At 66.9% G+C, this 13369-nt stretch carries 9 protein-coding genes; all 9 read right to left on the bottom strand.

Translation table 11 applies throughout. The features are described 5' to 3' along the window. Positions 1-6: 6 nt before the first annotated feature. The 9 genes from KA261_04145 to KA261_04105 all read right to left on the bottom strand — a co-directional run bounded on the left by KA261_04145 (position 7) and on the right by KA261_04105 (position 13308). Positions 7-849, bottom strand: a complete 843-nt coding sequence (locus KA261_04145) for a sulfide/dihydroorotate dehydrogenase-like FAD/NAD-binding protein (protein MBP7696979.1) — start codon at positions 847-849, stop codon at positions 7-9. Beyond that, the gene (locus KA261_04140) at positions 842-3352 is read right to left on the bottom strand and encodes a molybdopterin-dependent oxidoreductase (protein ID MBP7696978.1); all 2511 of its coding nucleotides are present in this window, start codon (positions 3350-3352) and stop codon (positions 842-844) included. Before KA261_04140 ends, KA261_04145 begins: the two co-directional genes overlap by 8 nt. Next, a complete protein-coding gene (locus KA261_04135) occupies positions 3336-5240 on the bottom strand; it encodes an NADH-quinone oxidoreductase subunit NuoF (protein ID MBP7696977.1) in 1905 nt (634 codons plus the stop codon). Before KA261_04135 ends, KA261_04140 begins: the two co-directional genes overlap by 17 nt. Further along, positions 5233-5709, bottom strand: a complete 477-nt coding sequence (gene nuoE / locus KA261_04130; GenBank protein MBP7696976.1) for an NADH-quinone oxidoreductase subunit NuoE — start codon at positions 5707-5709, stop codon at positions 5233-5235. Before nuoE ends, KA261_04135 begins: the two co-directional genes overlap by 8 nt. 5 nt (positions 5710-5714) lie before the next feature. Further along, entirely contained in the window at positions 5715-6983 is a 1269-nt protein-coding gene (locus KA261_04125; GenBank protein ID MBP7696975.1) for a 4Fe-4S binding protein, read from the bottom strand. A 32-nt stretch (positions 6984-7015) separates the two neighbouring features. Beyond that, the gene (locus KA261_04120) at positions 7016-7432 is read right to left on the bottom strand and encodes an ATP-binding protein (protein ID MBP7696974.1); all 417 of its coding nucleotides are present in this window, start codon (positions 7430-7432) and stop codon (positions 7016-7018) included. A 453-nt stretch (positions 7433-7885) separates the two neighbouring features. Then, positions 7886-8221 carry a serine kinase gene (locus KA261_04115; GenBank protein ID MBP7696973.1) on the bottom strand — a complete coding sequence of 112 codons (336 nt, stop codon included), beginning with the start codon at positions 8219-8221 and terminating at the stop codon, positions 7886-7888. A 40-nt stretch (positions 8222-8261) separates the two neighbouring features. Next, on the bottom strand, positions 8262-8813 hold the full coding sequence (locus KA261_04110; protein ID MBP7696972.1) for a hypothetical protein: 552 nt from the start codon (positions 8811-8813) through the stop codon (positions 8262-8264). Between the two features lie 418 nt (positions 8814-9231). Continuing rightward, positions 9232-13308 (bottom strand): S8 family peptidase, encoded by a 4077-nt coding sequence (locus KA261_04105; protein ID MBP7696971.1) that lies wholly within the window; start codon positions 13306-13308, stop codon positions 9232-9234. Positions 13309-13369: the final 61 nt, after the last annotated feature.

The following is a 13369-nucleotide window of genomic DNA, read 5'->3' as shown; positions in this document are numbered from 1 at the left end:
CCTCGGTTACGCGTTGCCGGCGTGCTCCTCGCACCGGCTCGTCGACTGCGGAATAATCTCTTCGGTCAAATACGACTTGCGGCGCTGGAGAAGCTCAGTCCAGTCGACCTCGTGGCCGTCAAAGTCCGGACCGTCGACACAGGCGAAGCGGGTGGCGCCGCCGACCGAGACCCGGCAGACGCCGCACATGCCCGTGCCGTCGATCATGATCGGGTTCAGGCTGACGATCGTCTTGATGCCGAGGGGGCGGGTCATGTCCGACACCCGCTTCATCAGGAACGTGCAGCCGTTGACGATGGCGCGATTTATCGGGCCCGACTCCTGCCCGATCACCTCCGACAGGCGCGGCACGTGCCCGCGCAGACCGCGCGTCCCGTCCCGCGTGATCCAGACCACCCGGTGCGCCGCCGCCCGCAGCTTGTCGTCCCAGAACGTGAGGTAGGAGCTGCGGGCCTCGCCGACGACGATGACGCGGTTGCCCCGCTCGCGCAGCGCCCGCGCGATCGGGTAAATGCTCCCGATCCCGTAGCATCCCCCGACGCACAGCACCGTGCCGTAGGTGTCGATCTCCGTCTCCTTCCCGAGCGGACCGACGACCGTGAGAAGGCTTTCCCCTGGCCGGACGTTGGAGAGGCGGTTGGTGGTGGCGCCGACGTTCTTGTAGACGACGACGATCGTGCCGTCGCGGGCGTCCCAGTCGGATATCGACAGCGGAATGCGCTCGCCGTCATCCTCGGCCCGGACGATCACGAACTGTCCCGGCCGCGCCTCGCGCGACACGTGGGGCGCCTCCACCCGGAGCATGTGGATGTTCGGGACGACCATGCGGTTGTCGATTACTTTATACATGGCATTTCCTCACCTGCACGCGGCGCGGGTTCGCACCGTCGAGTTCGCCCGGCGGCAGCACCACGTGGAGCAGACCCTCGGGCTGCGCCGCCGTCACGCACACCGGCCAGCACCGGTCCAGCCCCTCTGCGGTAACCGCCACCGTCTCGCCGTCGGCAATCCCCATCGTCCGGGCGTCGACCGGGTTCATCTCGACCACCCGCAGCGGATAGAGCCGCGACAGACCGGCCACCCGGTCGGCCATGGCGAACCCCCGGTGGGTGTGCTCGAGGTTGGTGGTTAATAGCAGAAACGGATTTGTCGCCGAGCCGTCCGACCGGGGTGCGGACGCGGCCGCGGGCAAGTCGCACTCGGCCAGCGGCCACCGGTGCGGCGCCCGCGCGGGTGCATCGAATGCGTCGAAACCTTCGATCAGAGTCGCGATCTCCTCGTGGATCTCCCGCGCCGAGCCGAACGCGAACCCCGCCGCACCCATGGCGCGCGCGATCCGGCAGACAATCTCCCAGTCGGGCGCCGCGTCCCCCGGCGGGTCGAGCGCCCGGTGCAGCCGCTGGACGCGCCCCTCCCCGTTGATCACCGTGCCGTCGGTCTCGCTGAACGCCGCCGCCGGCAGCACGAGGTCGGCCCCGGTGAGGTCCGGCGGGTGGAAGATGTTCTGGAATATCACCGTCTCGGCGCCGGCCCGCGGATTCGGGATCACCTCCCCCAGAAGGTAGAGGACCTTCCGGCGCGGGCCGCGGCCGACCAGGGAACTGTTCCACTGCGCGCCTTCCGCCGGCAGCGCGGACTGCCAGCGCCGGGCGAGGCGGTCCCGGGCGGCGGTGTCGGCCCAGGCTGCCCCGCCGGGGAGCAGCTCGCCGACCGCGCCCATGAGCAGGGCGCCGAGGAAGTTGTTCTGGGAGGGAAGCGGCATCACCGCGGCCCCGAGCGCCGCCGCCCAGGCGTGCACCGCCCGCAGCAGGTCGGGCCCGTCCGTCCGGTCCAACAGCATCGGCCCGAGCAGGATCACCGTCCGCCCCGACTCCCTGATCGTCCCCGCGGCGGCGGCGATATCCGCTCCGCCCGTGGTCTTTCCCCGCCCGCCGCGCGCGGCCGGAGCCGTCGCGGCCATCAACTCCCGGAGCAGCTCCCCCTCCTGGCCGGCGGCCGGCCGGAGCCAGTGAGCGGCGATCTGCGCCAGATCGTGCGGCCGGTGGTGAATCGTGACAATGCGCGCGCCCCGCCGGAACGCCTTGCGCAACTCGGCCCCGATCACCGACCGGCCGAAACGCGTATCCAGCCCGATCGCGATCACGGCCTCCGCCCGGCGCAAATCCTCCAGCGTCGCCGGCGCCCGCAGGTGCTCGACGTACGGCGCGCAACTCGCCCCGTAGGCCAGGCGGAACGTCGTGTCAATGTTGTTCGAACGCATGACCGCGCGTGCGAATTTCTGCGCCACGTAGAGATCCTCGTTGCTGCAGTTCGCCGAAACGAGCAGGCCGAACTCCTCCGGTGGGCACGCGGTCAGCCGCTCGGCCGCCAGAGTCGCCGCCTCCTCCCAGCCGATGTCGACCAGTACCCCGTCGCGCAGCTTGTACGCGTGCCGGAGCCGCCGCGGATGGGACACAATCTCGGGGATACAGAACCGCCCCTTCACACATAGCTGCCCCCGATTGACCAGGTCGTCCTCGGCCGGCAGCGCCCCGACCACTTCGTCTTTCTTGACCTGCAGGCGCACCTGGCAGCCGACACCGCAAAACGGGCACGTCGTGGTGACCTCGCGCTCGGCGGCCCCTTTCCATTTGCGCGCTTTCTCCGCCAGCGCGCCGGTCGGGCACACCGACACGCACGCGCCGCAGAACTCGCAGCCGGCCTCGAGATGCGTCCGGTCGAACGCCGGACCGATCACCGTTTGCGGCCCCCGCCGCAGAAAGGTCAGTGTCCCCGCCGTCCGGATCTCCTGGCACATCCGCACGCACCGCCCGCAGAGAATGCAGAGGTTGTAGTCGCGGTCGAAAAACGGATCGTCCTTGTGCACCGGTAGGTTGCGGTAGTAGACGGGGTAGCCGATCTCGGTGATGCCGAGCCGGGCCGCCACCTCCTGCAGTTCGCACTGGCCGTCGTTCGGGCAGTAGCGGCATCCGGTGGTCACGCCGGCCTTCCGAATCGTGGCCGAGTACTGCCGGCATTCGTCCTGCTCGTCGCACACCAGGCAGCTGCACGGATGCTCGCTCAGGATCAGGCGGAGAATCTCGGTGCGGATCTCGTGCAGTTGGGCGGTGTGGGTGCGGATCACCATGCCCGATTCGGCCGGCGTCGTGCAGGCGGTCGGAAAACCGCGCATCCCGTCAACCTCGACAATGCACATCCGGCACCCGCCGTAGGGCGTGAGGTCCTTGTGGGCGCACAGGGTCGGGATGTAGAGGCCGGCCGCGCGCGCGATCTCCAGAATGGTCGCCCCGCGCGCCGCGCTCAGGGAACGGCTGTCGATGGTGACGGTGACGGGGTCATGGGGTGAGTTCATTGGGCACACTCCGTTTGGACCGGATGATGATGGCGTCGCCGGCGATGGCGTCGAAACGGCAGATCTCGTAACACGCCCGGCACTTGATGCACTTGTCGGGATCGAGGTTGTGCGTCTCCGAGCGCGGACCCGTGATCGCCCCCGTCGGACAGACGCTCACGCAGCGCTGGCACCCCGTGCATTTCTCGGGCACCACCCGGTACTCGATCAGCTCGCGGCACACCGAGGCCGGACAGTGCTTCTCCGTCACATGCAGGAGAAACTCCGGCCGGAAATAGCGCAGCGTCGTCAGCGCCGGGTTGGGCGCCGTCTGGCCGAGCCCGCACAGCGAGCCCCGCTTGACCGTCTCTGCCAGCACCTGCAGCCGGATCAGGTCCTCCGGCGCCGCCTGGCCGAGCGTGATGCGCTCCAGAATCTCCACCATGTGGCGCGACCCGACCCGGCAGGGCGTGCACTTGCCGCACGACTCCTTCTGCGTGAAATCGAGGAAGTACCGGGCGATGTCCACCACGCACGTGTCCTCATCCATGACGATCAGCCCCCCCGAACCCATGATCGACCCGGCCGCCGTCAGCGACTCGTAATCCACCGGCGTGTCGAGGAACTCCTCGGAGAGGCAGCCGCCCGACGGTCCGCCGGTCTGGACCGCTTTGAACTTCTTCCGCGTGCCCCCGCCGATGTCGAAAATGATCTGCCGGAGCGTCATCCCGAGCGGCACCTCGATCAGCCCCGGCCGCCGCACCTTGCCCACCAGCGAAAACGTCTTGGTGCCGTAGTTCCCCTGCGTGCCGTACTGGCGGTACCAGGCGGCCCCGTGCCGCAGAATGTGCGGAAGGGTGCCGAGCGTCTCGACATTGTTGATGATCGTCGGCTTCCCGTGGAGGCCGGCGATGGCCGGGAAGGGCGGGCGCGAGCGGGGCATCCCCCGCCGGCCCTCAATCGATGCGATCAGGGCGGTCTCCTCGCCGCACACGAAAGCCCCCGCCCCCTCCTTGATCGTGATGTCGAAACTGAAGGCCGAGCCCTGGATGTTCCGCCCGAGCAGCCCCAGCGCGCGCATCTGCTCGATCGCCCGGCGGAGCCGCACGATCGCCAGGGGATACTCGGCGCGGATGTAGATGTACCCGCGGGTGGCCCCGATCGCGTAGGCGGCGATCAGCATCCCCTCGAGCACCGCGTGCGGGTCCCCCTCGATGAGCGAGCGGTTCATGAACGCCCCCGGATCCCCCTCGTCGGCGTTGCAGATCAGGTACTTTTCCGAGCCCGCCTGCGACCGGCACACTTCCCACTTTCGATGGGTCGGGAAACCGGCCCCGCCGCGGCCGCGGAGGCCTGCCTCGCGGACCTCGGCGATGACCGCCTCCGGCGGCCTGCCCAGGGCCGCGAGGAATCCCGCGTAGCCCTCGCGCGCGAGATAGTGGTCGACCTCGTCGGGGTCGATGATGCCGCAGTTGCGCAGCACGATCCGCACCTGCGCTCTGAGCATCGGCAGGTCGAAAAACCGTGGGGTCTCCGGCAGCTCCGGCAGCGGCGCCTCGCCGAAATGCCCCAGCGCCTGCTTGGGAAGCCAGTTGTCTTTGACCAGGCAGCTCTCGATCAGATTGTGGACGCGGCCGGGAACGACGTTGCCGTAACTCACCCGCGGCCGCCCCGGCGCGGTGATGTCGACCAGCGGCTCAAGGTAACAGGGACCGATGCAGCCCACCTGCATGACGCGCGCCTTCAGGCGCAGCTCCCGGAGCGTGTCTTCCACGGCGGCCAGCACGTCGAGCGCCCCGGCCGCCCGCCCGCACGAGGCCGTGCCGATCGTTATCACCGGAACCCGGCTGGCCGCCAGTTCCTCCCAGACGCGCCGCGCCTCGACGACCCGTTCGGTGAAATCACTCATACTTCGCAAGCACCTCTTTCAGGCGGATGACCGCCATCCGGCTGTGAATGTCGTCGTCGATTTGCACGACCGGGGCCAGCGCGCAGCAGCCCAGGCAGGCGACGCGCTGGAAATCGAAGCGCCGGTCGGGTGTCGTCTCGCCCGCCGCCACCCCAAGCTCGCGCGACACGGCGTCGCTGATGATCTGCCCCCCGCGCACGTGGCAGGCCGTCCCGAGACACACCTTGATCGAGTGCCGCCCCGGCGGCGTGAAGCGGAACTGCGAGTAGAACGAGGCCACGCCGTACACCTCGTTCTCCGTGATCCGCAGGGCCAGCGCGATCTGCCGCACCCCGTCCGCCGATATGAACCCGGCCGTGTGCTGAAGTTTCTGCAGCAGCGGGATGAGGTCGCCGCGCTCCCCCGAACATTCGCGCAGTATGCCGCTGAGATCGGCGGCCGCGCCGGGCGCCCCGGCCGTGGAAGCCATGTGATTCATTCCGCACCACCTCGGTTGGAAAGGAACACGCAATCGGTGAGCCGGGCGTCCCCGCGGGCGCAGTCTTCGGCGAACGCTTTGCACGTCGGCGCGCCGCAGACGCCGCAGTCGATCTGATGCAGTTTCTGGAATATCCGGTCGACCTCGCGCAGGCGCTTGATGGAGGTCTCGAGGTCGGTGTCGAAATACTTCGTCGGCCGCGGCGGCACCGAGTGCTCCAGCGCAAAGTCGCCGTCGGTCAGACGCCTCTCGATCTCGGCCTCCGGGATCGGCCGCCCCTTCTCGTAGCGGGTGCGCTGGCGGATGTTGTTCGCCCGCGCCACGTAGGGGTTCTCGACGTTGAAAATCCCCCCGACACACCCCATCATGCAGGCCACCGCCTCGACGTAGTCGACATTGCGGAGGCGCGAATTCTCGATGTCGTCGAATATCTTCATCACGTGGTCGAGCCCCGACACCGCCAGCCAGTTGTCCATGTTGAGGCTCTGCGTGATCCCGCCGAGAATCGGCCATCCCGCCCGGAAAAAGAAATCCTCGGGCACCGCCCCCTCGTCGAACTCGGCCTGGAGGCCCATGACGATCGGGTAGAGCAGCGCGTACACGTCGCGGATCGCCACCGCCCCGTTGAACCACGACTGCTCCTTCTCGGCCGGCTGCTCGATCGACACCACCTTGGCCGGACACGGAGATATGTAGATGATGCCGATCTCCTCCGAGCCCAGGCCCGTCGACGCCATCAGGCTCCGCCGCGTCCCCCGCGCCGTCAATTCCCGCCGGACGTCCAGGCGGATGATGTTACCCACCAGGTCCGGGTACCTCACCTGGATGAGCCGGATCACGCACGGACACTCGCTCGAGATGACCGGCCGCGGCCCTGTGTACTTGTCCAGGTAGCGGGTGGTCGCTTTCGCCAGGTACTCGCAGGTGAGCCCGACATTGACCACGAGATCGAACCCGAGCCGCCGGAACGCCTGGTGAATGACCCACGGGTGGATGCTCGAATCGAACTGGGCGTAGAGAGCGGAGGAGGGGACGACGACTTTGTACTTGAATCCGCTGAACGCCTGGAGCGGGTTGATGACCGGGTCGATTGCGGCCGAGGGGCAGACCGAGATGCACGTGCCGCAGTCGATGCAGAGTTCGTCGTGGATGACCGCCGTGCCGTTGCGGACCCGGATCGCCTGCGTCGGGCAGCGCCGCATGCAGTTCATGTGCCCGCGGCACTTGCGGGGATTCACCTGGTGGGCATGGTAGTACTGGACCACGGCGCGTCCTTTCACTCGCGCGCGACGCGCGCTCAGATGTAAAACCGCATGGTCAGCGTCGTGCCTTTGCCGACCTCGCTCTCAACGTTCAACTCATCCGCGTTCTTCTTGATATTGGGCAATCCCATGCCCGACCCGAACCCCATCGCCCGCATCTCTTCGGTCGCCGTCGACCACCCCGCCTGCATCGCCTTCTCGATGTCCGGAATGCCCTTCCCCCGGTCGGCCAGCACCACCGTGATGCAGCGCGGCGTGATCGACAGCGTGGCCACCGCCGACTGCGCGTGCATGACCACGTTCATCTCCCCCTCGTACGTGGAAATCGCCACCCGCCGCACGAGCTTCGGGTCCAGGCCGATCTTCTTCAGGATCGACTTCACCTCCGTCGACACCCCCCCGGCGCTGGCGAAATCGTCCCCCTGGATCGTGAATGTCTGGGTGAGGCTCATCTCCTCCGGCTTGACCGCGGCGGGGGAGTTGACCGCCTGGGGACCGTTGTGGAGCACCCGGCCGACGCTCAGGCAGCCGTCGAACATGTCCAGGGTCGTGCTGAGGAGCACCAGACCGCGGTCGCGCGCCAACTCGTCCGAGCCGTCGATCGGCCGCTTGCCGCGAATGAACGCGACCGCCACGAACTCGGCCATGTGCGCGGAAATGATCGCCTGCTTGGTCGCCAGGCCGGTGAGGAGAATAGAATTGGGCCGGCCGAAAGCAAGCACATCGCTCATCAGGTCCGATGCATACACGTGGTCGACCTCCAGATCGAGGCGATCCGTGCCTTCCAGCACAGTCGCGTTCAGTGCGTCTCGAATCGCGCGAATCTGCATAGCGGCGGTGTGCCGGTCACCGTCGGCGCGTCGCCCCGCCGGGCCGCCGCGGCGAGTCGTCGCCCCGGCGCGCTCCTACGGCGTTCCGATCCCCAGGCTGTACAGCCGCCCGACCAGCTCGTACACGGGCAGCGGCGACGCCAGGATGGCGATGTTGTACTTGTTGGCCAGGTCGATCGTCTCCTGCGGCACCGTCTTGCCGCTGGTGACGACCACGGCTGCGGCATCGACCAGATTCGCCGCCGGCACGATGTTCTTGTGGGTCTGCACCGTCAGCCACAAATCCCCCGACTTCGCCCCGGCCATCACATCCGAAAGCATGTCGGAAATGAACACGCCCGTCACCGGACGCGGATCAAACCGGCTCAGCGGCTTCAGCCCGATTCTCTCCACCAGATCTTGGGTTGTCACACTCGTTCTCCTGCCTGTGGGTGCGCTGTGTATGGAATCCTCAGAATAGCTGCCTCCGGCCCTGCGGCGGCTCCAGCGACAGCATGCCCGAATCGTGGATGAAGTCCCCCTTGCAGAGACTCAGGTTCGAAATGAGGCTTGAGGAAACGATCCGGATCTGCGACCGCGTCCGGTCGCGCGATTGATTGAAATACTCCGAAAGTACCGCCAGCTTCTTCTCCGAAGCCGGCGCGGAAAGAGCCTTGGGAAGGTAGCCGAAGGCCACCAGAACCCAGATGCGCTGCGCGTGCAGCTCCCGCTGCAAAACCTCCACCGGGCAATCTTCCAGACACCCCGTGCAGTGCAGCAACCCCATCAGGTCCGAAAAATCCTCCTTCCGCCCGCACAGCGCGCACTGGAGATTGAACTGGAATGACTGCGCAACCTCCATCCGCGTCCAAAAACACACGCCCTCGCGATACTTCTCGCCCGGAATGGGATTGTCTTCGGTCGTGAAATACGTCCGCAGGCCGTGGCAGTGAAAACACTTCTCGAACACCACGAAGCCAAACTGGATGTCTTTCATCTTCCATAGATGCTGGCAGTCGTACATAACGCTCCCTATCGTTCGAGACGCCTCGGGACAGCACCCCGCAATGCCTGCCGGTAGAGGAAGGTAAGCGAAATGCCCCTAACACTCTGCTGATGCACCTTGCCTGCGATGATGCCAAACCCCCCCGGCCAACCTCTCCCGGGGGGCAATTCTCCTAACCCGTCTGATGTGAAGATGATATCTATCAGTAGTATATGTCCCCCCCGCGCGAAAAGGCAAGGGAAATCTCTCCGTCTTTATCTGATTTAGCGACAAGTTTGCCCAGATTCAACGCTACAAACACGATAAAAGTCGTATTCTTTTTCCTGCGACTCCGATCACGACGCCCAATCGCGCGCCAAAAAAAAACCGCTGTCGTCACGGGACGACAGCGGCTCCAAAAACTCGCCGGACCACCCGGCGACTGTTCCCACCGAGCCTACTTCAGAAGCAGCATTTTGCGCGACACCACACCCTCATCCGTCGTGATGCGATACAGGTACACGCCGCTGGCCGCCGGTCGGCCGGCCCCGTCGCAGCCGCCCCACGAAACGGTGTGCCGGCCCGCCTCCAGCCGTTTATCCAAAAGCACGGCAACCTCTTGGCCGAGGGTGTTGTACACCGTGACCTGAACCCGGGTCGCTCCCGTCAGACTGAACGAAATGTTGGTCTCCGGGTTGAACGGGTTCGGATAATTGGTCACCTCAGATACCTTCGGCATGTCCAGCGAGAGCTGCACGATGAGCGTGAGCGCCGGGCTCACCCCGGCCACGCTGATTCTCACCGTGTCCACATGGATGCCGGGCGGCAATCCGGCCGGATCGAGGTAGAGGCACAGGCTGTCGGCGGTCACTCCCGTCGGGTCCGGCAGCGATGTGAATCGGCCGACCGAATCGGCCACCCAGGCCGTGAACGGCGCGGGCGCATTTGACGACGTGACGAGCGCGCACTTCGTGGTCGGGGGCAGCATCCCGTACGGCCCGAAATAGTGCACCGTCGCGGGCGTGACCGCCGCGGTGGGCGCACCCCCGCTGTCCACCGTCAGCGTCAGCATCACCGGCACCGTCACCGGCAGCGCCACGCCCTCCACCAGACAGGCAATGCTGTCGACATATGTCCCGGCCGAGAAGGGCGCCGCCGGGTTGATGACCAGCCGCACCGTATCACTGGTGACGCCCGCCGAGTCCGCCACCGACAGCCAGGCCGAGCCGTTTGCCGCATACGCGACATACGGGGCCGGGGCGTTGGTGGAACTGAGAACGAAGTGGCAGTCGATGAGGTCCTGCAGGCCGAACGGCGCGGTGATGCTCACCGTCGGCGGCGCCGCCCAGGCGGAGGGACCCGGGCCGGCGGAATCGTCCACGACGTAAAACACCACCGGGACCGCCGTCGCCGCCGCCACGCCCTCCACGCTGCAGTCGATCGTGTCGACATAGATCCCCTGCCCGAGGCTCGCCGCGCTCGCGCCGAAACACACCGAGTCATTGGTCATGCCCGAGGCGCCGTAGAGCGTCAGCCACGGCGCTCCGTGGCGGACGCTGGCCGTAAACGGGGCCGGCGCATTGCTCGAATAGAGCATGAGACAGCGCACCTGCAAGAGCTCCGAATACTGCGGCGCCGTGAGACTGAAACTCGCGGGAATGGCCACCGCCGAATCCCCGCCCAGCGTGTCCTCCGGCGCTACCGATAGCTGGACCGGCACGAGCACCGAATCGGGCACCCCGGCGACCACGCAGGCGATGCTGTCGCTGTAGAAACCGGGGGCCAGCCCGGCCGCGTCGACCGTGAACCGGACCGAGTCGTTGGTTGTGCCGGCCGCATCGATGACGTGCAGCCACGGCGAGGAGAACATGACCGCGGCCGTGAACGCCGCCGGGGCGTTCGACGACGACAGTACGAACGATCCGGCGTAGGGCGGGGTCTGCGGATCGCTTGCGAAACTGAACCAGGAGGGACTCGCATAGGCGCTTGGCCCCGTGCCGCCCGTGTCATCCAGCACCGTGAGCAGGACCTGCACCGCGGCCGGTATCTCCACCCCCGTCACGCGGCAGATGAGGCTGTCCCAGTAGAAGCCGGGGGCCAAACCCGCGCCGTCCACGGTAAACCGGACCGAGTCGTTGGTCGTCCCGATCGAGTCCGCCAGGTGCAGCCACGACACTCCCAGGGCCGCCTCGACCGAGTAGGACGCCGGGGCATTGGTCGACGCCAAGAGGAACACGCCCGCCTGCGCCGGCCCGCCCGCCCAGGGAGCATGGACAAACTCAAAGTAGGTGGGGTGGGCGGTGGCCGTCGCTCCAGCCGTCGAATCCTGCACCTCCAGCGTGACATACACCGCCGGCGTGTTCACCGCCCCCGCCACGTGGCAGTAAAGCGTGTCGGTGTAGAGCCCCGGAACAACCCCGGCCGCCGGCGCGATCGTGAATGATATGGAATCGTTCGTCACCCCGGCCGAATCGGGCACGTGCAGCCAGTCGGAACCGCCGGCCGTCTCGAGATAGTACGCCGAGGGGGCGTTGGTCGACCGGAGATATGCGCGCCCCTCCTGCGGCGGGCCGCCCGGCGGCGACGTGAAGTAGAAGTACATCGGGCTGACCGCCGCCGAATCCACCTGGTCGCCGATCGTCAGACTCACCGGCTGGTAGAGGTCGTACGTCACCCCGCTCACCCGGTACACCAGCGTGTCGAGGTGCACGCCCGGCGCCAGGCCGGCCGGGTGGAGGAGGATGCACACGCTGTCGTTGGTCATGCCGGACGGGGAGAGGATCTCCACGAACGACGCCGCGCTCGTATCGATCCGCCGAACCGTGAACGCGGCCGGCGCGTTGGTGGAAGTCAGGTACGCGCACGCGTCGATCGTCTGCACCCAGCCCTCCGGGAGCCAGAACGAGTATCCGGTCGGCCTCACCGCCGCGTCCTGTGAGATGACGGCTGTGTCGCTCACGTACAGGCTCAGCGGCACGAAGATCGGGCTGTTCGACACGCCGCTGATGTCAAACTGGATCGTGTCGGCGTAGATCCCCTCGCTCAGCCCGGACGACGAGAGAGTGAAGCAGATGGTTGCGTTCGCGCCCAACACCGAGTCCGCCGTGATCGTCGTGAATGCGACATTACCGCCCAGCACGGTGGCGTTGAAGACCGAATTGGGGTTGGTCGAGTACAGGTTGAAACAGCGCTGGACCGCCGTGTTCGGGGGCAGCGTGAGCGCCAGCACGCCGGGGTCCACCGAGGCCGTATCGATACCGACCGTATCCTGCAGCGCCTGGAGCGGGTTCGCCAAACCGGCGCCCAGTTTCCCGAAAAAGCCCGGGTTGGCCGGGTAGATGTTCTCGGCAGTCGCGATCAGCGAGGCGTGGAGGCTGCGCCAGTCGAGCGCGCCGCCGGCTTGCGAAACCTTGAGCGCCGCCTGGCCCGCAACAAACGGAGCGGCGAAACTCGTCCCGCTCCACCAGGCGTACATGTCGAAATACGGGGCGTAGATCCATTCCCCCGGCGCACAGAGATCGATGTGGTTGCCGTAGCGCGAAAATTCCGCCAGCCGGTCGAGTGTGTCGACCGCCGCGACCGCCACCACGTTCGGATCGGAGGCCGGATAGGTCGGCACCTCCAACCGCTCGTTGCCGGCAGCGGCCACGACCAACACATCGCGGCTGCGCGCATAGGCGAGCGTGTTCCGCAGCACCTCGTGGACGTTCGTCATCACGAGGCTGAGATTGACCACCCGGCAGCCGTCGTCGATCGCCCGAAGGATCGCCTCCGCCACCCGGTCGCCGTTGCTCCGCCCGGAGGTGTCGGCCACCCGGTAGGCGATGATCTGCGCCCCCGGCGCGGTCAGATGGACCACCCCCGCCACGAACGTGCCGTGGCCGCTGTTGCGGCCCCCCGGCTCATCGAACGCATCGGCGTCGCCGTCGACATAGTCCCAGCCCGAAACCGCTGCTCCCGCGAGCACCGGGTGGGCGAAATTCACGCCGCCGTCGACCACCGCGACCTTGACCCCGGCCCCCGTCGCCAGCGCGTGCGCCTGCGAAAGACGCAGCCGCAGAGCCGCCTCCTGCTCCGGGTAGGAACCCACGTTGTCGGCATCGGAGAAGGGGAAACTCCCCTGCACCGACTGCAGCGGCGACACCACGTAGTTGGGGTGTGCAAATATCACCCCCGGCAGGGGCCGCAGGTTCTCCACGAGAGCCTCGATATCGGCCGCCGGGTCGGCCGTGGCGAGGATATAGATGTTGACCTGGCCGAAATACTCCTTCACCGTCGTGCCGAACAGCGTGTTGATCGAATCAACCGAGATCGAGTCGCTGAACAGCCTCACCACCACTTCGCCGGGAACATACGGCCGGAAAGTCGTGTCCGGACCCTCCGTCCCGGCGTTGGCGTTGGGCGGAATCGCGCCCGGCGGCTGTGCCACGCCCGGCCCGGGTTGCGACGACCCGGTCAGGCCGATGAAGGCAGCCGCCAGCGCGAGAAACAGCAGAAACTTCCCTGCGGTGGCCCCGGTCCAGTGCGGTATCATAGGAACGCCTCCTTTATCCAAGAAGCTGCGGGACATTTTTCTCACACCCGATCTATTCCAG

The organism is Candidatus Zixiibacteriota bacterium (assembly GCA_017999435.1).
Taxonomy (GTDB): Bacteria; Zixibacteria; MSB-5A5; order GN15; family FEB-12; genus JAGNLV01.
This window is presented reverse-complemented; position numbering and strand designations above follow the sequence as displayed.

Excerpts from the sequence above, each read along its gene's own strand:
- KA261_04135 (MBP7696977.1), bottom strand. The coding sequence starts at position 5,240 with ATGAGTGATTTCACCGAACGGGTCGTCGAGGCGCGGCGCGTCTGGGAG.
- KA261_04120 (MBP7696974.1), bottom strand. The coding sequence starts at position 7,432 with ATGAGCCTCACCCAGACATTCACGATCCAGGGGGACGATTTCGCCAGC.
- KA261_04145 (MBP7696979.1), bottom strand. The coding sequence starts at position 849 with ATGTATAAAGTAATCGACAACCGCATGGTCGTCCCGAACATCCACATG.
- KA261_04110 (MBP7696972.1), bottom strand. The coding sequence starts at position 8,813 with ATGTACGACTGCCAGCATCTATGGAAGATGAAAGACATCCAGTTTGGC.
- KA261_04140 (MBP7696978.1), bottom strand. The coding sequence starts at position 3,352 with ATGAACTCACCCCATGACCCCGTCACCGTCACCATCGACAGCCGTTCC.
- KA261_04105 (MBP7696971.1), bottom strand. The coding sequence starts at position 13,308 with ATGATACCGCACTGGACCGGGGCCACCGCAGGGAAGTTTCTGCTGTTT.
- nuoE (MBP7696976.1), bottom strand. The coding sequence starts at position 5,709 with ATGGCTTCCACGGCCGGGGCGCCCGGCGCGGCCGCCGATCTCAGCGGC.